Source organism: Variovorax sp. J31P207 (genome assembly GCF_030316965.1).
GTDB lineage: Bacteria > Pseudomonadota > Gammaproteobacteria > Burkholderiales > Burkholderiaceae_C > Variovorax > Variovorax ginsengisoli_B.
This window is the reverse complement of record NZ_JASZYN010000004.1, coordinates 604,302-628,792: the sequence shown is the minus strand read 5'-3', so window position 1 is coordinate 628,792 and position 24,491 is coordinate 604,302. Positions and strand designations below refer to the sequence as shown.

The 24,491-nt window shown below is 63.1% G+C and carries 27 protein-coding genes; 16 read left to right on the top strand and 11 right to left on the bottom strand.

The window, feature by feature from the left end; translation table 11 throughout:
• Nucleotides 1-369: 369 nt before the first annotated feature.
• Nucleotides 370-795: a hypothetical protein gene (locus QTI68_RS17630; protein WP_286523109.1), complete on the bottom strand. Its 426-nt coding sequence runs from the start codon at nucleotides 793-795 to the stop codon at nucleotides 370-372.
• 2,077 nt (nucleotides 796-2,872) lie between these two features.
• On the opposite strand from QTI68_RS17630, the gene QTI68_RS17625 reads away from it, so the two are divergent.
• From QTI68_RS17625 to QTI68_RS17615, 3 genes are read left to right on the top strand one after another with little or no spacing between them, the layout of a single operon-like run.
• Nucleotides 2,873-3,565, top strand: a complete 693-nt coding sequence (locus QTI68_RS17625; RefSeq protein ID WP_286523108.1) for a helix-turn-helix domain-containing protein — start codon at nucleotides 2,873-2,875, stop codon at nucleotides 3,563-3,565.
• A gap of 48 nt (nucleotides 3,566-3,613) precedes the next feature.
• Nucleotides 3,614-3,865 (top strand): hypothetical protein, encoded by a 252-nt coding sequence (locus tag QTI68_RS17620; RefSeq protein ID WP_286523107.1) that lies wholly within the window; start codon nucleotides 3,614-3,616, stop codon nucleotides 3,863-3,865.
• A gap of 23 nt (nucleotides 3,866-3,888) precedes the next feature.
• Entirely contained in the window at nucleotides 3,889-4,281 is a 393-nt protein-coding gene (locus QTI68_RS17615; protein ID WP_286523106.1) for a hypothetical protein, read from the top strand.
• 47 nt (nucleotides 4,282-4,328) lie between these two features.
• Here the strand turns inward: QTI68_RS17615 and QTI68_RS17610 are convergent, their stop codons facing one another.
• A complete protein-coding gene (locus tag QTI68_RS17610) occupies nucleotides 4,329-4,538 on the bottom strand; it encodes a hypothetical protein (protein ID WP_286523105.1) in 210 nt (69 codons plus the stop codon).
• Between the two features lie 150 nt (nucleotides 4,539-4,688).
• Between QTI68_RS17610 and QTI68_RS17605 the strand changes: the two genes are divergently transcribed.
• From QTI68_RS17605 to QTI68_RS17585, 5 genes are read left to right on the top strand one after another with little or no spacing between them, the layout of a single operon-like run.
• Nucleotides 4,689-5,405 (top strand): phospholipase D-like domain-containing protein, encoded by a 717-nt coding sequence (locus QTI68_RS17605; protein WP_286523103.1) that lies wholly within the window; start codon nucleotides 4,689-4,691, stop codon nucleotides 5,403-5,405.
• A gap of 9 nt (nucleotides 5,406-5,414) precedes the next feature.
• Complete coding sequence (locus tag QTI68_RS17600) at nucleotides 5,415-5,573, top strand: hypothetical protein (protein ID WP_286523102.1); 159 nt, start codon at nucleotides 5,415-5,417, stop codon at nucleotides 5,571-5,573.
• 4 nt (nucleotides 5,574-5,577) lie between these two features.
• Nucleotides 5,578-6,411, top strand: a complete 834-nt coding sequence (locus QTI68_RS17595) for a hypothetical protein (protein ID WP_286523100.1) — start codon at nucleotides 5,578-5,580, stop codon at nucleotides 6,409-6,411.
• Complete coding sequence (locus QTI68_RS17590) at nucleotides 6,408-7,184, top strand: hypothetical protein (protein ID WP_286523099.1); 777 nt, start codon at nucleotides 6,408-6,410, stop codon at nucleotides 7,182-7,184. The genes QTI68_RS17595 and QTI68_RS17590 overlap by 4 nt, the downstream gene beginning before the upstream one ends.
• Nucleotides 7,181-7,819 (top strand): AbiU2 domain-containing protein, encoded by a 639-nt coding sequence (locus QTI68_RS17585; RefSeq protein WP_286523098.1) that lies wholly within the window; start codon nucleotides 7,181-7,183, stop codon nucleotides 7,817-7,819. The genes QTI68_RS17590 and QTI68_RS17585 overlap by 4 nt, the downstream gene beginning before the upstream one ends.
• Here the strand turns inward: QTI68_RS17585 and QTI68_RS17580 are convergent.
• Nucleotides 7,816-7,962, bottom strand: coding sequence for a hypothetical protein (locus QTI68_RS17580; RefSeq protein ID WP_286523096.1), 147 nt, complete (start codon nucleotides 7,960-7,962; stop codon nucleotides 7,816-7,818). The two genes, QTI68_RS17585 and QTI68_RS17580, sit on opposite strands and share 4 nt — an antisense overlap.
• Before the next feature lie 2 nt (nucleotides 7,963-7,964).
• Nucleotides 7,965-8,147, bottom strand: a complete 183-nt coding sequence (locus tag QTI68_RS17575) for a DUF3606 domain-containing protein (RefSeq protein ID WP_286523094.1) — start codon at nucleotides 8,145-8,147, stop codon at nucleotides 7,965-7,967.
• A gap of 766 nt (nucleotides 8,148-8,913) precedes the next feature.
• Between QTI68_RS17575 and QTI68_RS17570 the strand changes: the two genes are divergently transcribed.
• Together QTI68_RS17570 and QTI68_RS17565 are read left to right on the top strand one after the other, a co-directional pair.
• Entirely contained in the window at nucleotides 8,914-9,444 is a 531-nt protein-coding gene (locus QTI68_RS17570) for a hypothetical protein (RefSeq protein WP_286523091.1), read from the top strand.
• A gap of 130 nt (nucleotides 9,445-9,574) precedes the next feature.
• A complete protein-coding gene (locus QTI68_RS17565) occupies nucleotides 9,575-10,039 on the top strand; it encodes a hypothetical protein (RefSeq protein WP_286523089.1) in 465 nt (154 codons plus the stop codon).
• Between the two features lie 432 nt (nucleotides 10,040-10,471).
• Here QTI68_RS17565 and QTI68_RS17560 read toward each other — a convergent pair whose 3' ends face one another.
• Nucleotides 10,472-10,918 carry an NIF family HAD-type phosphatase gene (locus QTI68_RS17560; protein ID WP_286523088.1) on the bottom strand — a complete coding sequence of 149 codons (447 nt, stop codon included), beginning with the start codon at nucleotides 10,916-10,918 and terminating at the stop codon, nucleotides 10,472-10,474.
• Nucleotides 10,919-11,958: 1,040 nt separating this feature from the next.
• Between QTI68_RS17560 and QTI68_RS17555 the strand changes: the two genes are divergently transcribed.
• The 4 genes from QTI68_RS17555 (at nucleotide 11,959) to QTI68_RS17540 (ending at nucleotide 13,978) form a co-directional block, all read left to right on the top strand.
• Nucleotides 11,959-12,624, top strand: coding sequence for a hypothetical protein (locus tag QTI68_RS17555; RefSeq protein WP_286523087.1), 666 nt, complete (start codon nucleotides 11,959-11,961; stop codon nucleotides 12,622-12,624).
• A gap of 29 nt (nucleotides 12,625-12,653) precedes the next feature.
• The gene (locus QTI68_RS17550; protein ID WP_286523086.1) at nucleotides 12,654-13,220 is read left to right on the top strand and encodes a HEPN domain-containing protein; all 567 of its coding nucleotides are present in this window, start codon (nucleotides 12,654-12,656) and stop codon (nucleotides 13,218-13,220) included.
• A gap of 16 nt (nucleotides 13,221-13,236) precedes the next feature.
• Nucleotides 13,237-13,551: an AbrB/MazE/SpoVT family DNA-binding domain-containing protein gene (locus QTI68_RS17545; RefSeq protein ID WP_353506429.1), complete on the top strand. Its 315-nt coding sequence runs from the start codon at nucleotides 13,237-13,239 to the stop codon at nucleotides 13,549-13,551.
• Between the two features lie 118 nt (nucleotides 13,552-13,669).
• Nucleotides 13,670-13,978, top strand: a complete 309-nt coding sequence (locus QTI68_RS17540) for a YlcI/YnfO family protein (protein WP_286523083.1) — start codon at nucleotides 13,670-13,672, stop codon at nucleotides 13,976-13,978.
• 541 nt (nucleotides 13,979-14,519) lie between these two features.
• Here QTI68_RS17540 and QTI68_RS17535 read toward each other — a convergent pair.
• Nucleotides 14,520-14,849: an aminoacyl-tRNA hydrolase gene (locus QTI68_RS17535; RefSeq protein WP_286523082.1), complete on the bottom strand. Its 330-nt coding sequence runs from the start codon at nucleotides 14,847-14,849 to the stop codon at nucleotides 14,520-14,522.
• Between the two features lie 2,641 nt (nucleotides 14,850-17,490).
• Here QTI68_RS17535 and QTI68_RS17530 point away from each other — a divergent pair.
• On the top strand, nucleotides 17,491-18,837 hold the full coding sequence (locus QTI68_RS17530; protein WP_286523081.1) for an AlbA family DNA-binding domain-containing protein: 1,347 nt from the start codon (nucleotides 17,491-17,493) through the stop codon (nucleotides 18,835-18,837).
• A gap of 333 nt (nucleotides 18,838-19,170) precedes the next feature.
• Here the strand turns inward: QTI68_RS17530 and QTI68_RS17525 are convergent, their stop codons facing one another.
• Nucleotides 19,171-19,680: a hypothetical protein gene (locus QTI68_RS17525; RefSeq protein ID WP_286523080.1), complete on the bottom strand. Its 510-nt coding sequence runs from the start codon at nucleotides 19,678-19,680 to the stop codon at nucleotides 19,171-19,173.
• A gap of 1,258 nt (nucleotides 19,681-20,938) precedes the next feature.
• Nucleotides 20,939-21,175, bottom strand: coding sequence for a hypothetical protein (locus QTI68_RS17520; RefSeq protein ID WP_286523079.1), 237 nt, complete (start codon nucleotides 21,173-21,175; stop codon nucleotides 20,939-20,941).
• A gap of 148 nt (nucleotides 21,176-21,323) precedes the next feature.
• On the opposite strand from QTI68_RS17520, the gene QTI68_RS17515 reads away from it, so the two are divergent.
• Complete coding sequence (locus tag QTI68_RS17515) at nucleotides 21,324-21,773, top strand: GAF domain-containing protein (protein WP_286523077.1); 450 nt, start codon at nucleotides 21,324-21,326, stop codon at nucleotides 21,771-21,773.
• A gap of 71 nt (nucleotides 21,774-21,844) precedes the next feature.
• On the opposite strand, the gene QTI68_RS17510 is transcribed toward QTI68_RS17515, so the two are convergent.
• From QTI68_RS17510 to QTI68_RS17500, 3 genes are all read right to left on the bottom strand, one after another.
• Nucleotides 21,845-22,951 carry an FUSC family protein gene (locus tag QTI68_RS17510; protein ID WP_286523075.1) on the bottom strand — a complete coding sequence of 369 codons (1,107 nt, stop codon included), beginning with the start codon at nucleotides 22,949-22,951 and terminating at the stop codon, nucleotides 21,845-21,847.
• A gap of 8 nt (nucleotides 22,952-22,959) precedes the next feature.
• Nucleotides 22,960-23,409 (bottom strand): MarR family winged helix-turn-helix transcriptional regulator, encoded by a 450-nt coding sequence (locus QTI68_RS17505; RefSeq protein ID WP_286523073.1) that lies wholly within the window; start codon nucleotides 23,407-23,409, stop codon nucleotides 22,960-22,962.
• Between the two features lie 100 nt (nucleotides 23,410-23,509).
• Nucleotides 23,510-24,424 (bottom strand): LysR family transcriptional regulator, encoded by a 915-nt coding sequence (locus QTI68_RS17500; RefSeq protein ID WP_286523071.1) that lies wholly within the window; start codon nucleotides 24,422-24,424, stop codon nucleotides 23,510-23,512.
• Between the last annotated feature and the right edge of the window lie 67 nt (nucleotides 24,425-24,491).

Here is a 24,491-nt window from a genome sequence, read left to right as displayed (position 1 = left end):
TCGCGCTCGCTCTGGGGCGACGTCAGCTTGTGGATGTACAGCAGTCCTTCCTCTTGCAAGTATGAACGGCGGGTCATGGCCGAGTCTGCCTGCTCGCCAAACCCGCCGATAGCGGTCGTCCGCACCGGGCGATCGCGCCGAAGGTCGGCTTTCCAGGAGGGGCCAGGAGGTGGTGCTCGCGGCACTCACCGGTACCACGTGTCCACCATCCGAAAATTGATCTCGTCGGGCGCTTCGTAGTCATTGTCGGCAAGGTGCGTGCTTGGATTTTGACTGACCATCACAGCGCACCACCTATGAGGCTGACGAAGAGCCAATGGTGCGAACGATTGCGAAGATCATTGTGCCGTCGATTTCGGCAGCGATGCGCTACATCCCTGCAGCCCGGGCGTATGCCGTTAGCTCCGCGAATTCAGACGGTGAAGCGCCTGCTGTTTCGACGATGCTTACGACATCTCGAAGGATTGCCGCCCTGACTTCTCGATCATGCACTTCATCAATCAGCGCGTCGACCAATGCAATGTGCTCGTCGGCGCCTAAGTCCCCGATGTTCTTAGCTAGCTTGGTCACGACGACGCTACTCCTGCCAGCATCAAAATACCATGCCCGGTTGCCCTGCGCTCCGGATCCTGGTGTCGATTTCCAACGAGGGCCTCCGATGCTCTCGACGAACATGATTCGCGCGAGCTTTGTCAGCCGTTCCGGAAGTGCCAGCGATTCCAGAAGTGGGGTAGGGGTCAGGGCAGGCGCATAGAAGAGGCTGGACAAGCTGTGCGTGGAGATGCTTTGGATCATCTGCCGACGATACACGGCGCATAGGATAGAACCTGCGTTCTGCCAACCTTGACAGCACCTGTTTCCCCGATGGCGCGGCGCCATGAATCGTTCGCGGATTTTTCGCACCACTCGTATCTGTGCCGCGATGATGACCGGTTGCTATGAGAAGCAGTGCGAGAGCGTCGCCGAGGGCGGAGCCAGACTTGACGAGGGCGCGTCTGTGCATCTGTCGACCGATCAGGCTTCGGCAGATGCCGAATGAAGCACCTCCCGGCAGATCGTCTGGATCGCCGTCGCAGCCGCGTGATCTGCTCTTGCGTCCGTCGGAGACAGATGGAATCGTTCATCGGGAGCGGCTTTTCCATCACATCGTTGAACGGATTTCGTTCGGCTTCGCGCCTGATGCTTTCTGACAGCCTTGGCATGCTCGGCGAAGGCGATCAACCAGAGAGTAGGGCGTTGTCCACAGCAGGCGCGGTGGGCAGAAGGCCGACGGTGCAGGTGCAGACTCCGGAACGCCTCCTTCCGTCGACTCCTCGATGAATGGACGCGGATGCCCCATGCGCCCCGCTGGTTCACCGCGCGGGTGGGGTGTGAGAGGCGTCTTATTTCGAGGATCCGCCTTACGCCCAGACCGGACCGAAGGCCCGGCAAAGGGCCGAGACGGGGATAGCCTCTCCGCGCGCTCCGACTTTAGGCAGTTTCGAAATGCCGTGTCGGACAGCAAGGTGGGGCTGCATGACTCTCTCTAACGTCAGACAGGTCGGGTACCCTACGCCTGTCCGCTCCAAAAACTCCATCCAATGTGAGTAGCCTGCTGGACCAGCGGAGCGCTCGCGTGTTTCGTGATCCCCGTACTTTCACCGCGATGTTCATCTCCTCCGCGCAGCGCCTTGCCGTGATCAGTGGTCGCCCCCTGAGTCTTGCCGACGCACCTTAGCCGCCTGGCCATTGCGTGCTCGTCCTGAGTTCTGCCGGTGCGCTTGTTCTTCTGGAATCAAGCACCGGCAGGCATCCCGTGCGGTGCAGGAATCGTTCGGATTGACCTTGAGGGAGCCTCTTGCCTCGCTGTAACCCGCTTACTAGCGCTCCGAAATGGCGCGTCGGAGGCTTCGACTGACAAGAAGCACAGCGCATCTTGCCTCGCAGCAACTTCGCGTTGCACGCGCTCCGATGTCGGGGTGCCGAGGTTCGGATCGACTTGCGGAGGGCACATCTTGCCTCGCGGCGATCGGGGCTGCCAACTCTACGATTTGGCGCTTCGAGGGCTCCGATTGACGAGAAGTAAAGGCCGTATTACCTCGCAGCGTCTTCGCGTTGCCTACGCTCCGGTGTCGAGGCATCGAGGTTCGGATCAACCTTTTGAGGGGCACATCTTGCCTTGCGGCAATCCGTCGCGGAGGCCTGCGGGCTGGTCAACTTGAAGCCGTGTCCCATCATGGGAGTGGGAGTGCCTTGCGGGCTGATTTTGGGGTGTTCGGAGAGGCCCGTTTGGCGTCGTGACCATCGTAGACACGGGTGCCGTGCGGGCCGAAGCGACGCGGGTGGTCGGCTCGGATTGGAGCGGTCTCCAACTTGGACACGGGTGGCCTGTGGGGCAAGACGAGGCGGTCAAACACGCTCGGTCCTGAGCCGTCAGGGTGTGGTCCGGTGCTGCCCGGCCTTGCTATTCATGCTTCGATGGAGCGGTGGAAATTCTGTCGTGACGTGCATCGACAGTCGAGGGTTTGTGATGCCAGGGCGAGTTCGGAGGACGGTCCTCCGTCGCAAGGCTGGCCCTCGTCGACACCCCTTGTGCCCCTGGAAACTTGTGCAGCCCAGCTGCCTTGCGCTTCGAGGTGCGGTGCTTAGATTGCGCCGACGAGGCGAGGATTGAGCCATGTGGTGTGGTGTCCCGCCTCGTCGCCTGGTCGAGCGAACCTGGCCTTGAAGTCGATCAATTACACCTTGGCGGATCGAACCGAATGCGAGCTATGGCTGCTTCATCAGCTTGCCGAGCGGGTTGGTTCAGTGCACCACTACACGTTGTATCAACCACATGAAATGGTCATAATTCTGATCATTCTCCGAGGCCGTTAGGCAAAAATTTGAGCAGTTGAGCACTTCAGAAATCAACCTTGCTCTGGAACGTCAGCTCCTGTTGCAGTTGGGCGACCGCCTTCAGCGCCTCAGAAAGGCGAAGGGGCTCAGTGCCCTAGAAATGGCGGCGCGTTCCAGCATTGCTCGCAACACCTTGCGCGCAGTGGAGGCGGGCGATCCCGGTCCGTCGTTGGGTACCTATCTGCGCGTTATGTCCGTCTTAGGCATCAGCGGCGAGTTGGCGCTACTGGCCGGCGACTCGCTCGAACCTGCGCCTCGAGACTCTGCCGCGGCGCGATCCAGGCGGGCGGCACCGGCCGTGCAGGTGCGCGTTGCGATAGACGAGGCGAAACACCGGCTTCAGGACCTGCAAAGTTTGGCTCTTCACGAGGAGGCCGTCCGACTAGCGAAGGCCGATCCCGCCTTGGTCGCGCGGGCGCAAGACACCGTGCAGCGCTGGCTGTTAGCAGGTGACCCTCGCTCTGCTAGCCTGTGGCGCGAATGGTCGGAAATCTTAGATGCGGGCTCTTGGCGCAAGGTTCTGGGGCGTACCAGCCATGCTCAGCAACTGCGGCAGGCGTCGCCTCTTGTCACGATCCTTCGAGGAGAGGCGCGGCAGCGAATCCTTCGACAGGTGAGTGAGCTCAAGAATGGAATCGAAATGAGTGGCCCGCTCGAGATGCCGACTGCTCGCTCGCGAGCCGGGTAGAGGCGAGGCGCGCACCGGGTCGGGGATGTCGCGGCTACTATCTGCGGCATGACCCACCTCCGCCACATCAGCGTCTTCGTCGACGAGCCCGATCCGGGGCATTTCCACTGGGTCCTGCATGAGTCGACCGAGGACGCGACGGTCTGGACGGAGGTCGAGGCGAGCGAGGAGTCGTTCGCCTCGTGGACCGACGCCTTCGAGGCCGGAACGGTCGCGCTCTACCAACTGGTCGATGACGAGCGAATCGGCCCCCGCGCGCCGGGCGAGGACGAGGACGAGGACGCGGCCCCGGTGGGCTGATTGCGATGCGCGCAAACAGATCGATGAATCACCTGATCTGCGGCGCGTTGCTTGCACCGTTCGGGGTCGTGTCCTGTCTTGTATCCGCCCAGCCCTTCTATGCAAGCGCGGGCATCATTCCGTCGGACGAGGCCGTGCAGTGCGGCACCTGGGTCGAGGCGCGTCGATCACCGGGGTCGGGGATGGACACCGTGCCGCGCGTGTACATCTGGGGACTGTTAAGCGGCATCACCGTCGCCAGTCCGACGCTGCACACGCTGACCCCGCCGGCCGGCACGGCGATACCTGCATGGCTCGATTCCTATTGCGCCCGCACGCCCATGGGGCGTATCGATCAGGGCGCGTTAGTCCTTGTGAGTGAACTGGCTGACGCTCAGGGGATCAGGTGGCCGGCTCGACCCGGCAATCGCCCATAGCCTGCTGCGCCTGACGCACGCCCTGCTGACGGCGCCGGTGCCGCACGCTATTCGCCACCGTAGCCCTGGCCGACCTGACAGAACCACACCTGCGCGCACCACTGCTCGCCGTCCTTTTCCAGGCCCGCGAAACTGATCGTGTCGTTGTAGAAGGTCTTCAGCGTGGGCCGGTGCAGGATGCCGAACGGCGGCGGCAGGTGCCCGGGCGTCGACTGGCACAGGAACAGGCGCTCGGGTTGCGGCTGCAGCGTGAGCATGCCGGCGACCCAGGGCTGCGCGTGAAAGTCGCTGTCCGCGCTTCACGCCGTACCGAAATCGCCGTTTCATCCTGACCCGCATGCCTAGATGGTACTGGTTGGATATACAGTGCCACATAATATCGAAATCAAAACGAGGAGGAGCGTGACATGCAGCCAGGTGAGCGGTACGAACGTCTGAAGGCGTTGGTCAAGGAAATGCCCGCATTTGCAGGACCCGCGACGCCTGACGACCGTGCATGGCTGGGGCGGGCTGTCGCGCTCGTTGACGCGGGGATCAATCGCACGGCGGTCAGCACGATCACGGTCGCGTCGCATCATCTTTACGGGCCGCTCCACGACATGAACGTGCAGCAGATCGCGGCGGTGGTCTACGCTGAACTCGCAGCGGCCGAACTGCAGGCACCGCAAGGCGCGCAGGGGGCCTTCATCGGCACCCAGACGACGTTCGATGTCGTGGCCGCGATGTCGGCGATTCTTCGCGACGCGAGGGGCGACGTGCTGATTGTTGATCCCTACGTGGATGCCATAACGCTGACCGACTTTGTAAGCCTCGCCCCGGAAGGCGTGAGGGTGCGCCTGCTAGCCGATGAACAGGACCTGCAGCCCAATCTCGCGCCTGCAGCGACGCGGTGGCTTTCAGATCATCCGACCCGTCCCATCGAGGTTCGGGTCGCTGCTGCCCGAAGCCTGCATGACCGACTGGTGATCGTCGACGCGGTGACCGTCTGGAATCTGACGCAGTCCTTGAAGGATTTCGCCCGGCGGTCGCCCGGCGCCATCGAGCGCAGCAACCCCGATATCGCGCAGCGGAAAATCGCCGCGTACTCCGATACGTGGGACAAGGCGAAGGTGCTTGCCGTCTAAGACCCAACGATGAACCATCTACGCCACCTATCCGTCTGGATCGACGAACCCGACCCCGTGCACTTTGTCGCGCTGCTGCGGTTGGTCCACGACAAACGCATCGGCCCGCGCGGGCCCGGCGAGGACGCGGCGCCGGTAGGGCCGCTCGGCCCGACGGCGCAAGGCTGAGCTGATGTTCGGCGCGATCAAGCACCTGTTCCAGCCCAAGCGTCCGGCCGCAGCCACAGCCGCAGCGGCTGCCCCGGCTCCGGCCCCGGCCCCGGCCCCGGCGGCGCCCGCTGTTGAATCCCTTCATTGGCCCGGCACCGGCATGTTCGCCGTCGCAGCCGTCGATGAGTCGTACTACCGCGAGGGCATCGCGCGCATGGCGCGCAACGAGCCCGGCAAGGCCGCGATGATGTTCTGCACTGCGCGATTGGTGCCGGAGGCGCTGAACCCGCATGACGCGAACGCGGCCGCGGTCTACGTCGGCGAGGCCAAGGTCGGGCATCTTGCGAGGGACCTTGCCGTGCTATTCCGCGCGTCGCTCGCCCGGCTCGGTCATCAGGACGCGCCGGAGACCACCTGCGACGCGGTCATCCTTAACGGCTTGGTGGCCGACGGCGAGGCATACGAATACTCCGTTGAACTCGACCTGCCGCTTGACGGCGACGCCCCGACGCTCGCTGTCCCGAAGTTCCACGAGGCTGTGCGGCAAGACCCCGACCCGCCGCTGCGACCGCGCGCCGCCGGGCTGTACGAGGTCACCGTCTGGATGCCGCACGATGCTCTAGATAGCATGGACAAGAAGCAGCGCGTCGAGTCGTGGACCACCGACCATTGGGATTCGATCAACTACTATCTGCGAAATCGTCAGGGCATCGGGCTCGGCTTCAAGGTGCTGGACGTGCCGAAGGCCTTGCATGCGGACCTGTTCGGCGATCACGAGCCAGCCGTGAACGTCATGGCGATCGATGGCCGCGCTGTGACGTTGCTGTTCAAGCGCAGAAGCGGGATCGCCGGATGAACAGGGGTGGATTCACGTCGCCCTACTACCGCGCCGGGTGCCTTTCCGTCGCCTACCGCGCGCCCGTCGCGCGCGTCCCTCAGCCGCCGCCCCCTGCCGCGCCGCCGCCCCGGCCTGACCTGCCGACGGAGGTCCACGCGCTGCTGTGCGCGACGGCGGGCGTGGTGACTGAGAAATGGGACACGTACGCCGCCTGGATCATCGCGGCGTTCGCCGCTGTCGCTGGCCTCGCAGTGTCGAACTACGACAGGGCGGTGGAGCTGACCAACCGTTCGACCGTCATCGCCGTCCTGACGCTGTTCATCATCTCGGTCCTGCTGAACGCATGGCAGAAGTGGAAGACGATCCGGGCGCAGGCCATGATCGCGGCGGGCAAAGCCGCGCAGGACCCGAAGCTGCAACTGACCGTCGAGGAAAAGAAGCAGTTCGTCGCGGCGATGTCAGCGGCCTATCCGGCGATCGTCGCGCGGTGGTTGGCGCCCGGCCTGGAGCGCGCGCGGACCGAGGGCGTCGCGTATGCGAGCAAGAAAATGATGAGCCTGTCCGTGGGCGCGACGACCCTCGGCTTCGTGCAGCTCGGGCTCGGCGTCATCGCTGCCGCGTGGATCGTCATCGCCCTCATGCTGACCTCCAGCACGCCGCCCTCGATCGCGATGACGACGGAGGCCGTAAAGCTGCCGCCGTCATCGCCGGCAGCAACGGCAACGGCACCACCGATCGCGGCAGCGCCAGCCCCGCTGAACCCCAAGCCGCAGGAGGGACCGGGCAAATGACGACCGCCGCGACGCCGCAGATGCCCCCGGCGCTGCAGGCCGAGTACGACCTGCTGGACGGCGAGGTCGCGGCCCTCGGCTACTACCTCAGCGAATACCAGACGCTGTTCGGGACGACGCGCGAACGCATCGACTTCCTGAATCAGATCGCTCCGGTATTTTTCAAGATGATCTTCGACACGCTGTGGTCGGAGATCCTGTTGCACATGACCCGCATCGCCGGTCCGGCGGTCACCCGAATCAACGGCAGCGAATTTCACAACCTGACGATTCAGCGCCTGCCGGCCCTGGTCGACGCCGCCGCCCGGCCGGGGATAGAGGCGCTGGTCAAGACCGCCGTGGCCGCGTGCAGGTTCGCGCAGCCCGCCCGCAACAAGGTCCTCGAGCACCGCGATCTGCTGGTCGCGCTGAGCCCGGATTCGCTGGGCGTGACGATGGGCAGCCACAATCAAATCACAGAGGCCCTCGGCGCGATCGAGGCGGTCCTGGATGCTGTCAGCAGACACTACCTCGGGAGGCGCATGCCCTTCGTGCACAACATCGGCTGGGGCATCGCTGACGACCTGATCGAGACGCTGGAGATGGGCTACAAGGCACAGCAGGCGGCGATCGCGGCCCGGTCATGCGGGACCTAGGCCGCTCGCTCCTTCGGCTTCTTGGCCGCCTTCGCCGGCCGCGCAGGCGCCGCCCGCTTGGCAGGCTTCCGGGGCAGGCCCCGCATCGATTCGAGCAGGCGCGCAGTGTCGGCGTCGTCCTTGGCGTTGCGGAAGTCGGACATGGTCACTTTCTCCTGTAGAGGTAGGCGCGCACGTCCTCGGCCCTTTCCCCGGCGTCGCGAACAGCAAGCCGCAACTCTGCCTCGCTGCATCCGAGGCTGAACATCCACGAGCGAACGTCATACATGTCATCGAGGTCGATCCGCCTGTCGTCGGGCGGGATGTCTCTTGTTTCGTCGTTGGTCATGTCAGTGCCTCCTAGAAATAGGAACTTCGACGGTGCCTCGGGACGGCCTGACCGATCAGTCAGTGGTTACTGAAGGCGCGGACGGCGGGCGCCTACGTCCCCCGCGCGCGACCTGATCCGGCTGGCCCGCGCCCTGCTGACGGCGGCGGTCCTGGGGCGGGCTGATGGGGCCTGAGCGCCGGCCCTGCGTGCCTGCCTGCGCATAGCGTCGAAATCTGTCACACGCAGCGAGTCATGGCGGGCGTTTAATGGGACGGGGAGCCACTGTTAGACGATCGCCGTCCACGCCCCCCCCGAAGGAAATCCCGCCATGACGAACCGCATCCTGTCCCTGGCCGCTGCCGGCTGTCTCCTCGCGCTGGGCGCCACCAGTGCATCCGCTGTCGAGTGCGTTGAAGGCCGCCATCGTGCCGGCTGTGTCGGTCCTCACGGGGCGGCTGTGACGCATCCCGCTGAGACTGCGGTGGTGCGTCCGCCCGTCGCGGGCGCTGCCGTCGTGCACCCGGCCGGTCATGTCAGGTGCGCCGACGGCGTCTACCGGGCCGTCTGCGAGGGACCTGCAGGCAGGACGGCTGTCATCCGGCGGTAAGTTCACCCCCGCCGGGTCCGCACGCGCGCTGGGTGCCGTGCACGGCCGTCGACACGCACGGCCCGACCCATCGCGTGCGCTGCTGACGGCGGCGGCGCGGGGCGGCGGTGCTGTCCGTGATCGACCTGTTTGACGTACTACGGGAATCACCGCGCCCGCCCGGCTACGATCGGGCGCATGACCGACGCGACCGACCCGCCGAAGAAGAACCTATCCCTCGCCGACCTGTTCGATCAGGCCGACCGAGCGGCTCCGGACCGGCCCGCGACAACCATCGCCGACGCCGCGCGCGGGGCTGACCAGAAAATCGACTGGCAGGAAAAAATCCGCGCGGCGAAGCGCACCATTGAAGACCCGCCGACGGTGATCGCGCCGACCGACTCGATGCATCATCTGGTCGAGGAAATGCGCGCGGCCCGGCGGCGCATCAGGGCGACCGAGGACGCCGAGCAGCGGACCGTCGCCGCGCTGGAGGCGCTCCGCAAGGAGGCGCAGGCGGGCAGGACAGGCAATAGGTGGATGCTGTTCCTGGCGGCCGTGGCCGCCCTGACGGGGATCATCAGCGCCTGGGGGGTGATCTTCCCGCCGTCGCCGTCGCCGTCGCCGTCACCGTCGATCGCCGCCGCGCCCCCGGTCGCGCCGCCGCTGATTCAGCAGCAGCCGACCGCGCAGGCCGCGCCGGTCAGCGCGCCGTCGTCGCGCCCATGACGCGCCCACCGGACTGATCCGACCATGCCCCACGTCCGCGACATGATCCGTTGACGCCCGGCCGCAGGCGCTGTTCGATCTCGTCAACGCCCCGGACAAGGAGGTCCGCCGCCGTTGCGACGACATGGTCGTGACCTACAGCGATGTCAACGGCTTCATCGTCCTGGGCTGGTGTAAGCAGCTTGTGTCCTACGAATGCCGTACCCACGTGGTCGACCACAAGCCGGATGACTTCCGTTTCACCTCCAAGGACCTAGCGCTGATCGCGGCACTGCGCGACGGCGAGGTGCAGGCGAAGGACGGGAAGAAGTTCGCAGGCAAGCTCGCCGCGATGTTCGACAAGCGCACCAAGCTGCAAGCCTGCATGCTGACCGCTCCCGACCTGCCGACATGGCATCTGCTGTATTTCACGCAGCGCGATCAGGCCGAGGCGGGCAACCATTGGGTCGAGGGTCAGCACGTCCATTACAGGCGGGGGCAGCGCGACGGGCGCCTGACCGCCGACATGGTCTGGGATCGCGTCCGCGCGACGCCGCCGAACCCCTCGACCGGCGAACACATCCGCTGTATCGACCCGACCGCGCCCGCGCCCTGAACGGCGACGATGCGGAGGAGGGCTGACGGCCCAGGCGGCAGGACGACGATCAGCCGGCCGGTCCTCCGTCAGGGCTGCCGTTTTTGATCCGGTACGGCCCGGATCAGTAAGCTGTAGTCACCAGCAGACAAATGTGGACACGGCCGAAGGTGGACACAAAGGTGGACACGGGCTGGAATGAAAAAGGGTCCTGCTACCGATTAGTAGCAGAACCCTTGAACCCTTTGTGCCTATGCTTCTTGTAGTGGCTCCTCTACCTGGGCTCGAACCAGGGACCTACGGATTAGCAGTCCGGGGTTTTGGACATAGTGCCGGAGGGCTCTTCCGTCGAGCCGTGTCCATGGTCCCGATTGATCTGGCGAATTGCGTTCCTTGTGTGGTCGGAATGCGCCGGGCGTGTGCTCCGTTGGGGCGCGCGCTATTTCGATTCCCTCAGCGCTTGGCCCCTTGTCCGAGCTTTTGCTCGAGCACTTTCAACACCTCGGCGAGACCAGAGTCCGTGTCGGGGTATGGGTAGTCGAAATGCTCAGCGCGCACCCATCGCTCCTGTTGGCCAGGATGGACGTACGCCTCAAAGTCGTCGACTAGGAGCGTCTCGTCCACCTCGGCTCCTTGGATGAAGGCGAGGTCCTTGGTACGCCCGGCCCAAGAGACATACTCCAATTCGGCAAACCATGCGGGCGCTTGCCCCTCCTCGACCAGCAACCTGGCGACTTCTCGGAAGCGGTGCTCTGAAACGGTGGTGAAAATGACTACGCGCGGAAAGAGCTCGCGACACCGCGTAAGAAATCCATTGAGACCAGGACGGCTGATCTGGGAGACCGCATTTGAAATCAGCGTACCTTCCAAATCCAACGCCAAGACGGTGTATGCGTGCATGGGGAGAGCGATTGTGATGGGGCGGTCCAATCATAGAAGGTTAGGCCTTCTGGAGGCGCCGCTTGCAGGTCTATTATCCGTCGGTAGACTTTCTGGTGCTTGCCCTAAACATCTTGGCTGTTGCCAAATAGGGTCAGTATGGGTAATGACCCCGTCGGAGTGCGGCAATCGTTTGATGGTGTACGCCAAATTGAAGACTTAGCTCTTTCGTGCTTTTCCGGGAATTTTCGATTTCTTTAATATCTGATATCGACAATTTAAATCGCCTATCGCCACGGTGCAGCCGAGCGTCGCGGTCGTTCTGTTCTTTATCTCCCAAATAGAGGTGATAGGGATTGATGCACGAAGCATTTCCGCATCTATGCAAGACAAATGAAGCATCAACGCCTAGCCTCGGCCGAATTTTCCCCACAAGCAGTCTGTAAATTAGTCGATGCCCTCCGCAATTGATGTTCTGTGTTGAGGGGTCGGTAAGCTGGGTGTGTCCGCTCTTGCTCGTCGAAAGCCAAGTCGGGCAATAACACCGAGATTTTGAAAATCCCGAGAATTTTGCGGGCGATGATGAGGGTGCGTGACTCATTTGACGCACTTTCGGCTTTACGACTAGCTCGTTCATTTTTGATCGCCTTTCAAGAAAATGGAGCATTTATTTTTGCTCGGAAGGCGGTGCGACGCAACCGAGTAGTTGAGTAAAATGCTGTGTATTACAGTTAATTTGCGATATGCCAAGTACGTTCGCTCGTTACCTTTCTCTGCCACTTTATAGACCTCGTTGTCCGTGAAGCATGCGTATAAGTGAAATTGAGTCGATGGAGGCTCCAAGACCCCTGCCAAATTCATTAAGTATTGAGATGGCTCAGGTAAACCCTGAACGGGGTGCTCTTCTATGGCCGCGAACGAAACCGTGCGTATCGGGGGTTAGGCGGGCCGACGCTGCTGTCGCTGGAGCAGGGCGGCGCTACATTCGGCGGATGTCATTGGAAGAACCACAGACGCCACGTCGCGTCCACCGCCCAAGCTTGGCCAGCGTGCTGAGCATCTTGACGGCACTCGTTGCCGTGGGCACCGTCACTCTGCACGTCGTAGGCAATGCCTCGCATCGGGCTTATCTTCAGTACTGGGGCATCGATGCGGGCGTCTTCCCCAAATCGACCGACCTGGTGCTGATCAACGGCTACTACGGGTTGGTGAATCAGTCGGCTCTAGCCTTTCTTGGGATCTTGGCCAATTTGGGGTGGTGGGCTGTCGGGGCAGTAGGCGTCGCGCTTTACCTCTTCGTTCTACTGTCGCCCACGGAGGCGGGTTCCGGGACTGTGTCGAAGTGGGTTGCCAAGCGTCCTGCCTGGGCGCAGCGTCTTGCGCGCTACCTCGCGGGCACCTTTTTAGTCGCCGCAGTCATCCCGTTCCTGCTCATCGCATGGACGGCAGTCATGGTCATGCCTGATGCTGTTGGCGGAGCCAATGGCAAGGCGCATGCCGAACGGGAAGCTCTCGAATTCCAGAAGGGGTGCGACAAGTCCAAGCATCCATGCGTCGAGCTGAAGAAGGGCGGCGAGTCACTTGGCTTAGGGTTTGTGCTCGACGGCTCCTCATCGCACATCGCTATCTTCGACGCGAAGCTGAAGCGTGCGCGGGTCATTCCGCGGGATGCTGTCGAGTTGATATCAGCCCGGTCGCCCGCGCTCCCAGGGTCGATTGATCCATAGTTTCTGTCGTCCTCCTTCACGATTCGCCCATGCCACAAGCCACAGCCCGAGCAACGTTCGACAGTTCGATCGTGGATGCCATCGAACTCCTCGGCCACTTCAATGCCATCAACACGAAGCCACCGCCGCCCAACGCCGAAGTGCTCAAGCGCGCCGGCCTGATCATGGCTTGCACGGCGTGGGAGACCTACGTTGAGGACCGGGTTCAGGAGGCGGTACATCTGCGGCTGGGGATTGCCCACGACAGGTTCGAGAGTCAGTTCTTGCTGAAGCAGCTAAAGCTCACCTTGAAGCAGTTCAACAACCCCAACTCCGAGAAAACGCGCAAGCTGTTCTTGGACTACCTGGACGTCGACGTTTTCGTGGGCTGGAAGTGGAACAACTATGACTCCGACCGTGTCCGGACTGACCTCGATGCCTTGATCAAGAAGCGCGGTGACGCTGTACATCGATCGAAGGCGTTGGTCATCGGAGACCCGCCGCCACATCTGATTAAGAAGGAGGAGCTAGAGAAGGCGATCAAGTTCCTAAAGTGCCTGGTCGACGCTACCGATATCGCGACTGCCATGCCATCGAAGGCGGCGCAGGCAGCCTAGCATCCATCCGAAATCCATGGATCAGCTTGGGTGTGTCGTCCCGCCTCGCCTGGCTGGGCAGAACACGGATGCAAGGCATTTGTGCCGTACCATTCCCGAGATGCGAGGAACTGCCATGTCTCAATCCACTATTTCTGCTAAAGGCCGGACGACCGTTCCCGCAGACGTTCGCGCACGGATGGGCGCGAAGCCAGGAACCCGGCTCTCATGGAGTGTCTTGTCGGACGGGACCGTCGTTGTCCGGGCGAAGACTAGGTCAATCCTGAGCTTGGCTGGAATGCTCAAGGCACCGGACGGCACGCACCTTAGCATTGACGAATTGAGCCGCTAGACCGCGAAGATTTGACTGATCGGGCGTGGCGAGAGTTCCGTTCCGAAATTGGCTGGCGCAACGCCTCGTCGCTTGGTCTGACCCTGCAGGATCATCCGAATCCTGCGCTTGTCTCCTTATGCGTCAATGCGACTTACCATCGGGTATTGAAATCCGAGACATCCCATCCGTACGAGTTGAGCCGGAGTTGCTCGAGGAAGTCGAGAAGCTGCTCAGCGAAGGCGAATCGGTGTCAGAATTCGTGGAGGCGGCAGTGAGAAGCGCCGTTCGTCAACGACGAAATCAAGCCGAATTCGTTGCCCGCGGCCTGCAATCTCTTGCGCGCTCCAAGCAGACTGGCCGCTTCGTCGAATCGGACGAAGTGCTACGAAAGCTCGATGACAAGCTCAGCGCCGCGAACATACGCAAAGCGGCCGCGCGGTCGTGACCTTCATCGCGGCCAGTTCGCGACTTCTGAACGTGCGCCCCTGAGGGCATCGCAGTTTCGCTCGGGTGGCAGGCCTTCCAACTTCCAGCGAGCGGTACAACCACACGGGACTTACCCCGGGGTAAGGAATCACGTGTGCCGGCAGGTCGGGCCGTGGACAACGCTTCGCGTTGACGACCGCCTGACATCGTGCAGTTGCTCATGCAGCGCAATAACTGCAGCGCGAACCCCTGACTGTTCGGCAACACTGCGCGCCGTGAGGAAACATGAGGGCCAGTTCCTGATGTCGCTTGACGAGCCTCGCACCGCGGCAGTTACCCCGGGTAGTTGGTCTATGACGCGCGATCGAAAGCCGCCGGCTTGCACGCGCCAACAGAGCGGCGCGATGAGCCGCGTACCGCGGCATTTACCTTTGGGGTAGTTGGCCAGTGCCCGACAGCTAGAAACTGCTGGTTCGCACACGCCAGGAACCGGAGCAGTGGTCGACGGCTGCCCGACTGTAGGCGTCAATCGGTCAGCGTCAGTTGTCTGGGGCAGACCGTCAGGAGCTTCCCAGCCCAGGCGGTGCGTCTTTGTACAGACGCAAGAACTTGAACATCTTTGGCCATTCGCCGCGGGGACGGAAGACTATGGCGACTTCGCGGTTGTCCAATGCTGATTCAGTGAGGACTACGTGGTCAGGCACCTGCTTTGCGTTCTCAAACTCCTTGGCGTTCGCTTTACAGACAGCTTTGAAGAATGGCCCGGCGAGCCAGGTCCGGGTGTCGGGGTCATCCTGAAATCTCAGATACCCCGCAAGCGACGCGTGCGCAACCGCGACCATGGCAAAGCCCAGAGGAATATCGTCGCGAACAAGGATGTACATTTTCATGGGTGTCGGGAAGTGCTTGTGAATGTATGGTTGTGGCGGGCTTCACGACGCTCGAAGCGGCCGGCTGATGTCAACTATGCCTCGAAAAGTCGCGAAGCTCATCTCGTCGACGGTGAGGTCGCCCGTCGTTGCGACGTGTTCTGAGACGGCGGGAATGTATCGCTCCCAATGCTCGGATTGCTCTTCAAACGATAGCTCGCGGAGCGTCCACCAGCGGTCGAACACTTGAACCGAAATGGCGTGGAGAACCCGTTGGGCCTCGGCGGATGACGAGAGGAACTCGTACTCGCGGGCCCGAGGCAGGTATGTGAGGCGACACGACAAGCTGACCCCCGTATTGACTCGTCCGAACTGCGACCGGCTGAGCTGAGGGACCAGTTCCGATGTCGTTTGACAGCGCGCGCAGTGTTGCTCTCCTCGAGCGCGCAGCGCCGAGCGAGACCGTGCACCCGCTCAGCGTTTTGGCCGACCGGCAGTCCTGTCGCCGGGCACGGCGAAGGAGTTGCACCGGCAGTTCCGATTTTCCGCCTGAGTGCCGATCGGTCCACCCCTGAATCGCGAGGCCATCATGTTGGCCCAGTGACTCCGTCGAGCGGTGTCGTAGGTTCGGATTAACCTTGTGAAGGGCGCTTCCTGTCTAGTCGCGATGCGCATGGCGGGCGCTACCGTTTGGTGCGCGTGGCGGCTCGGTTGAACCGGTTCAGGAGGGCTAACACCGCGCCGGCCTGACTCCTTGGGCGTGTAGCAAAAGCCAGAGGGCGGTCTTGAGGCTGGGTGCCTGGCGGCCGGCGCGTGTAGCAAAAGCCAGAAGCCGCGTAGCAAAAGCCAGAGGGCGTGTAGCGTAAGCCAGAAAGCGCGTAGCAAAAGCCAGAGCCTTCAGGTATTTCAGGCTTCTTCAGGAAGCCTAGAAAACCTCCAGCAAAGAGCCCCACTTTGCCGGCTCGACGTCAGCAGGGCGCGCACCTGGCCTTCGTGTTCGCCCGCCTCGATATGAGTGGGATAGGGGTGGTGCACTTCAATCGAGGTGGGGGCCCGAGTAGGCGACCCGCGCTTCGCGACAACCGCCGCGTGGCGGCGGATGGGGTGGTGCCCTGAGAGATGCGACCCCGAAGGGGGCTTTACTTCCTGCGGAGCGACATCACACCAGGCGTCCTGGGGACGCTGGTAAAGCCGACGTGATTCTCCAGCCTGGTGGTGCTCCGTGCCGGATGCGACACAAAGGTGACTCCCGTGCGTGGCGGCTTCTGGAGGGGAGGTGTGATCCCCCGATGGCAGGAAGCCGCAGCTGCTCGCCGCGGCAGCGGCCCTGGCATGCGGCAGGCAAGCCGAACCGACAGCGTGGGATGGGGGAGCGAGCCGTCCCGTGAATGTAGGTGCCTCGGAGGGGTGAATGCGCCTTCAGGCGAAAGCATTTCCATAGCGGACTCGGGGAGAGTGGAAGAGGGAAGGGCAGCGATCGTGCGAACGGCCTGAAGGCATCGCGGTGCCATTGCCACTCCGTTGACAAGCGCGAGCCCGTGCGGTTGCCATGCCATGGGGTCGATGGACACCTATAGTCGACTAAATTCGCAATTCCAGAGAAAGAGTCCCGGCGAGTCGCGGTGTCGGCGTTTGTGCAGTCGCGCTACCGCGTCCTCAGCCGCGTCCTGAAGCGAACCGTAGTTACTTCCAGGGCGGCTGGCTGATTTGGGTTGGGGAGGCGACTTGGCCGCGGAGGTGTTGCTTGCGGGAACTGGCGCCCCTAAGCCGTGTTCAGCGCCCCGGCGAGACCTAGTGAGTCGGCGGCCAGGGTCCGACGGAAATAGGGCTGGCTGTTCGATTCCATGAGCGTCAGTTGGAGCGCGAAGAACGGGCTGTTGGGGGCGGCGAGTGCCCGCAGTGACTTACCCCGGGGTAAGAAGTCCCAAGGCACGTTCAGAACTTCCATTTGGCGCGCGCCAACTGGCTGTACATCGACGCGCGCCGCAGTCAGTCGCTACCAGTCCAGCTGCGGCTCACTCGAAGGAGGCTACGGCTGGGCTCTGCAGGCGTTCTGCATCGGCCCTGGACTGCAAAAAGTTGCCCGGTCGCTTGAGGCTGCCTCGTCAAACTCACCATCTGAACAGGCACCATGAAGTCCTGAGCCTGCTGAAAGGTCTTGATCGTCATATCGTAGACCGGCATGAGCAGGGGTTCCGCGTCACGTCGAGCTCGCTCCGGTCCTTCAGGGTCTCCATCAGGCGGTTCACGGGCTTGGTGAAGCCTTGCTCGCTCTGCCTCACAGCGCGGCATTCGTCTGCGAGGGGCAGTGGAGAGGGTGAGCGCGACCGATGAACTGTCACGGGCAACGACTAGGCTTAGGTAGCGACCCCGGGGTAAGAGATCGCGGCGTCCGGCTGACCGGCGCGAAGTGCCGCTTAGCCTCGGCCCCGAACCATCTCGCTGTCCGGCCTAAAAGTCGAATCGACCTTGCCGCCCGCGGCGAGCATGCTGCTCTATTCATCAGCGGTCAGGCATAGAAGGCGCTGGTCAACAGCGCCGGAAAATGTGGTCGTAAAGACCCATGACCTCTTGCCAACATAATCAGGCGCATTGAAAGGAAGGTAGGGGCGCAGCAACTTCGAGGTCGGAGTGTTCGAAAGCGCCTCGCGGCCCACTGAAAATGCTCAACAAAGACATCAACTCCCGATTCGAGGATTGGCTTCTGAATCCTCATGAGACATTGGATTTCGAAGTCAAGCGCTGGCTGGATCTGACCGACCCCGAAGCACAGGGGCTGGTGGCAAAGGCGTTGATTGCGCTAGAAAACCATGGCGGCGGTTTCCTGCTTTTCGGGTACTTGGAGGACGCGGACAAGCGCCTCGTTCCGGATCCCGCTCGTCCCTTGAGTCTCGAGTCCTATCTGACGGATGCGATCAACGCCATCGTGAAAAAGAGGGCTGAGCCGAGCTTCCACGTTGAAACCACGCTGCAGGCACACCCCGAGACAGGGGAACACTATCCGCTCGTTCGGGTTTCCGGTAGGTCCCGTGTGCCAGTGCGAGCGGATAGCTCTACTCCGAATGGCACCCTGAAGCAGCATGTTTACTACGTACGAGCTCCTGGTCCGGAGAGCCGAGCACCAGTGACCGCTGCCGAGTGGGACTTCCTAATTCGGCGAGCTGTGATGAACCAGCGTGAGGAAATCGTCGCGGTTTTGCGTGCCTTTGTGCCGCAACCCGGCGAACTGGCCTACGCGGTGACGCCTGAGGACAAGAAGCTGGCTGACTTCATTCTGGCTAGTCGGCAGGAATGGGAGCGTCTCAACGCAAGTTTGCCAGCAGACCACGCCGCGCGAATCGAACATGGGAACTTTGAGTTCGCGTCGCGTCTCATCGGAGGACCCAAGGAAGTCGAATTCAAGACGGTTCTGACTTCGATTGAAGGGGCGAGGCGATACACCGGCTGGCCGATGTTCGTCGCATTGCATCAAGAGGCAACTCGACCTCAAGTCATCAACGACGGCCTGCAAGCATGGCTCGCCGAAGCTACGTATCCAGACGTCGGGCACGCGGATTTTTGGCGAATCGATCGGGATGGCAACTTCTTCGTCCTTCGCGGCCTGCAGGAAGATAGTGTTGACACGCACAAAGGGATGGGAAACCCAGGCAAATTGTTCGAGGCGACCTTGCCGATCTGGCGACTGGGCGAGTACTTGCTTCGTGTAGTCGAGTTGGGAGAAAAAGTGATCGAGGGCGGCGAGTTCGACGTCTTGGTGCGTTGCCGGTGGACTGGACTAAAAGGGCGGGCGTTGTTCGTGCACAACAACCGACGCTACATTCCAGCGTACAAGTCGGCAGATGACACTGTTGAGACCACTGGTCAGTTTCCCAAGCAGGTAATTCGCGACCGTTTCGCTGACGTGATTAAGGCCCTGACTGCGCCGCTCTACGAACGCTTCGAGCTTTTCCAGCCCCCAGATGAGATGTACTCGGAAGAGCTTGGACAGATGACAAAGGGTAATTTCTAGTCTGTCCGCGCGCGCGGCTCGGCGCGGTGTCCGCGGCATTTGTGGTGCTCTCCTTGCCGGGCGGATCCAAGGGCCCACTATGGAACGTCTTCGGCCAAGGCCTCGGCTCCGGCGGCAGCGTGGTACTCCTTCCTTGGGCTACGCCTTCAGCACCTGACCGACGTCGGCCGGCGGCCCGTACAGACAAACGGCGCCTTGGGCGCCGCTTGTTGCCTGTAGTCGATGACATGGTGGTGATGCTTCTCGCCTGGTCCTTGGCACGCCCGAAGGCGGTGTAAACGCCCGGTGGAGCCGAGCGCGCAAGGCCATCATCAAACCGGGAAGACGCCAGGCTTAGGCGGGCGCCTTGCAGGCGTTCGGGTCCGGCTTGCGCGTTACATAGATGACGGCCCAAAGCTGAAAGTTGCGGCCGTCCTTCCGAATAACATTCCCGTAGAGGTTGCCAGGCGTATCCCTGTCGATGTGGGTTTCCCACTCGAAGTGCAGCGGCTCCATGTAGTTGATGAACTGCATCCAGATGGTTTGGCGTGCAGTCTTCACCTTGGGCTCGAACGGGATGTTCAACTCCGGATTTCCGTTGACTCCGTACATGCCAATGCCTACGGGCATCCAGCCTGGAACTGCCACGGCGGTGTCGGGTTTCAGGTGACCCTCACGCTCCCAGAAGAACACCTGGTTGTCACAATGCTTGATGAGGATGCGGATCACCGCGTCGTGTTCGGCTTCCACAAAGCGCTCGACGATTTCCATGTTTCCAGCCTGGGGCACCGGCGGCACGGTTGGTGGCACCCAATCGTCCCACTTTGCGACGGGTTGCGGGTTTGGGGGGTCTTCAAGCTGCATCGCAATCTCCTCCAGGTGGTTGTGAACCCTTCACGGAAGGGCGGCCGACCCAAGCACGCCGACCTAGGCAGCAGCATTTTTCCTGCACAGGCCCGGACTGAACGTCAGGGTCAACCCGCCCAGCGGTGCTCGATTAGGCGACGGCATTACCCCGGGGTAACTGGTATCGACCGGACGACCAGACGCCTGAGAATTTCCGGGCGTGTACCAGCTTGCTGATGCTGGGCGGACCCCGTCCCTGCACGGCAGCGGCCGAATTTGGGAGGAGTCAGGACCGGCAACGCATGAGCGTCATCGGTTGCGTCGGCGGCCAGCAGGCGGCGAAGTCCGGACCAGCAACTCGAAAGCGGCTCGCTCGCCTGCCATCAAGAGCTTCTGCTGCCTCCACGAACGCGGTGAACATTCTGCTTCAGTGAAGTTCCCTCGACACGGTCGCCAGCCTGGCAGGCAAGCATCGGCGTCAGGTCCTCGAGGCGCTCCGCGACGAGGCTGCGCAGTTCCCCCTACAGGCCCGCGAGCAACGCGAGCGCGATGGCGAGCGGCCATCGCCGAGCCGGAATCACGACGTCCAGCCCCAGCCGCCCGCAGGCATTCGAGGGGCATGCTGGAAAGCCCGAGCGCCTTGAGTGCCTTTGGCGCACCGAGGGGCAATCTGCGCTCGTGAAATCGGGGGAACGCCGGGGGAAGTGATCGGAACGGCCTGCTCAGTCGCCCGAGACCTGAGCGGTCCGGGCCGGCGGTTCGATAGCGGCTCGCACGGCGTCAGTTGGCTCGCGCCAAGAATGTCGCGACGGCCGACGTTCCGCTCGCCTTTACCCCGGCCCAACTGGTTGTTGTGCACGCCCGAGCGCTTCATGCTTGGTCACGCCAATTTGTTTTCCTAGGGCGCCCAGGGGCGCATCGAGAACCGCGCTGGGCAGCGATCGCCGAAGTCAGGGCCGGCGTTCAACAGTGCTCATTTTCGTGTCAGTTGACGCGCGGCAAGAGGGGCGGACTACATAAGCTTTCCCAACATGCGTCAGCGCTCGATCAACTTGCAAATCCGCTCACTCCCTGCGCAATCTTGCCTAGAATACCCGCTGGATATGCCGCGTTGCGGTGTACAAAGCGACGCTTCTATGAGAGATTCTTCTCAAGAATCTCCCAGCGAAGCGCCTAGTTTTTTGAATGACCGCGGTTTCCCGTCCACTCCGCCAGATCGAAGCCCTTGTGAGTCAATGACTTACAAGGGCTTTTCTCTTTCTGGCGCCGCGAGCGCTCACAGCGCCTTCAGCCGCAAGCGTCCATCCGCCGTCTCGAAGGTATCGGCGCCGGTCCTGTTGACGCTGGCGCCCGTCGTCAGCCGGTATTCGGTTTCGGCCTGTTCCATCCGCTCGCGCTCCGCGCTCGCGGCGCCAGGGTCGACGAGATCGACATATTTCACGACGACGTGCCGCTTCCCGACCTGGTCGGTGACCGAGATGCGTTCCGCCGGCGTCTTCTTCCTGCTCGGCATGGGGGCCTCCTTTGCTGCGATGCAGCAATTTTGGCGAGAAATCGTGACGCCGTGTGTAGGCAAAGCGCGCAGCGCGCATCCCTAGGCCTGGGGAGACGCGGAGGGTGCAACTGTCTCGTGGTTGAAGCACAATGATCAGATGACGTGCGTGCGCACTATCGATGCCGTGGCGGAGGCGTTGGACCGGGGTCCCGGTGCGGCGCTCGCGTACCTCAATGACGGCGTACCTCATCGCTTCAGCGCCGTCTACCGGTTTGCCGGGCCGCTGCTCCACAACGTCCTGCTGCACGACAAGGCGGGTCGGATCCGGCCGGAGTTCCTGGCCGTCGTTCCGTTCAGCCGCAGCTACTGCCAGTACGTGGTCAGGGAAGCCGCCTTCCGAACCGACAACTCGCTCGCCGACCCCCGCCTGTTCGGCCATGCGCTGAGAGGCATCGTGGTCTCGTATCACAGCGTGCCCATGCTCGACCCCGTGTCCGGCCACCTGTGGGGGACGTTGTCCCATTTCGACATGCGCAGCCTGCCACTCGCCGACGAGGAGTTCGAACTCCTCCAGCAGGCGGCCACGGTGCTTGCGCCGGTGGTGACTGCACTCTGACGGGTCTTCTCGAGAGTTCGCGCTCGGGCCGATCAGCCTGTGCGCGGTGGCGATCACGCCTGAGCCGCGGATCAGCCGGCCCGTGCATTCTCGTGGTGCGCGGCCAGGTGGGCCCGGTCGTCGAGTGTCGAGAAGACGAGTGCGAAGGCAATGCCCACCAATGCGCCGAGCATCGTGTCGAGGACGCGCGCCATCGGCATGCCGGCGCTGGCGGATGGCGCCGCGAGCGAGGTCATGAGCAGGGCCATCGGCGTGACGCAGATCAGGCCGAAGACATAGTTGAAGCCGATCACCAGTTCGGTGATGAACTGCAGCACGATCACGGCCGCCAGCAATGGCCAGAACGTTGGCTCGCTCGCAAGAATCCCCCACGCCAGGGCGGCGCCGATCACGGTGCCGACCGTGCGCTGCACCGCGCGATGCATCGTGATGTGCAGGTGGCTGCCTTGCAGCACCGCCGTGGCGCCGATCGCCGCCCACGCAGGATGCGGCCAGCCGGCGGCCAGGGCCAGTAGCGCGGCGCTGGCCGCGCAGAGCGCGATGCGCCCGGCTGCGTTCCATTGATGCAGCAGCGGCCGCTCGCTGCCCGGGGCCGCGGCCATCGGCGCGTCGGAACGCAGCCGGTCGGTCGCACGGCAGATGCACCATGCGACGGCGGCGCCCGCTGCCGTGAAAAGCACGCGCTCGACGACGGTTCGCCACGCATCCACGGGCCCGACCGCGGCGCAGGCCGCGAACACGAAGATCACCGCGCCGGGGCCGCCGAGCCGCCAGTGGTTCGTCAACCAGGTCAGCGCGCCGGCGAGCAGCGCCAGGCAGATCAGCATCGTCGCCGGTGTGGCGCCGGCGATCGAGGCCAACGACAGCACGCCGACCGACGCGGTAAGGAGCAGGCCCGAGAGCAGCACGACGGACATCCGTCGGCCGGCGGGTGCGAAGCGCCCGAAGAGCGCCGCCAGGGCACCCAGCGCGGGAAAGCCTTCCATGTGCGCCCATGGCGACTGGTGGGTGGCCGCCACGGCGATCAGCACCGCCAGGGAGGTCTGCATGCCGGCCACCGCGGCGTTGCGCAACGAGGGCGGCCTCGCGACCGCGAAGCTCTCGCGCAGGCGCGCCGGTGCCAACAGGCGGCGCAGCGATGCGCGGCGCGTGCGGACGAAGTCGTGAGGTGCGTGCATGGGCTGTCTCAGTTCATGGCGGCGATGCGGACCTCGATCTGTTCGAACACCCGCAGCACGACCTGCGCATCCTGCGCGTCGACGTCGGCCAGCAATTCGGATTCGATGGCATGCAGCCGCTTGCGGATCGATGCCACGGTGCGTCGACCGGCGGGGGTCAGGTGGACCCGCTTCACGCGGCGGTCGACCGCGTGCGGACGACGCTCGATCAGCGCCTGTTCGACCAGGATGTCCAGCAGGCGCACCAGGCTGGAGCCGTCGAGGCCGACCGCGGCGGCGAGGTCGCTTTGAGAGATGCCGCTGCCCAGTTCGTGCAGATGCATCAGCGGCGCCCAGGTGGCATCGGTCAATCCGACCGCCGACAGCCGGGAATCGAGCGCCTGACGCCAGCGCCGCGCCAAGCCGACCAGGCGGATGCCGATGCGCTGGTGCGGGTCGGAGGTGCTTTCGTTCTTCATGGAAAGCATTCTATTAAAAAGCATTTGAATTCAAACGAATTGGCGAGGCAATGCTCGGGACATCATCGGCAGCGCGCGGCTGATGACGTCACGCGACCTGCTAGCCGCCGGCGGCGACAAGCTTGAGCACCTGCAGGAATGCGCCGGCCGCCGGCGACAGCGATCGCTCCCGCCGGAAATGAACACCGATCACCCGCTCGATGGTGGGCCGGATGAGCCGCTGCGTCACCAGCTTTGACTCGCGCGCCACGATGGATGGAGGCACCACGACCACGCCGAGGCCGTTCGCCGCCAACGCCACGGCCGTTGCGAGCAGGGAGACCTCATGCGCAATCTTGAGCTCGACCCCGGCTTCCTGCGCGGCGGCCTCGATACGGCCCCTGATGCCGTAGCCCGAGCGGACCGTCACCAAGGGCAGCGCGCTCAGTTGCTTCCATGTCATCGGGATACCGCCGGGGAACGAAGCCGAGGGGAGGGCGGCGGCGACCAGGGTCTCGCGGATCAGCACCTCCTCACGCAGACTGGATCCGGATCCCTCGAGCGTTCCCACACCGAAGTCCACATGATTGGCCTCGATGGCGCTGGCAAAGTCCGCCGGCCCGACTTCGTCGATCTCCAGGCTCACGCCCGGGTGCTGGTCCAGAAACTTGCGCATCGCCGGAGGCAGCAAGGCCTGGGCGACGGCGGCGGTGGCCACCACGCGAACCCGGCCTGCATGAAGGCCGGCCAGTTCGCTCATCGAGGTCGACAGACCTTCCATTTCCGCCAGCGCCCTCTGGGCATAGCCGATGGCGTGGCTCGCGGCATCGGTCCGATGTACCGCCCGGGTGTGGCGATCGAACAGACTCACGCCGAGCTTGGTCTCCAGTTCGCGCAGCAGCATGGTGACTGCGGGTTGCGTGAGAGAAAGCTCCTGCGCCGCGGCAGAGACGCTGCCGGTGTGATACACGGCCACGAAGGCACGCAGCTGCCGGACGGAAGGAAAGGAGGATAAGGGTTGCTTATGAATCGCCATAGAAGGATTCATTTTCCAACGAAAGGCCGTTGGACTTTAATTGATGGCCCTTGCTGACGACCAATCG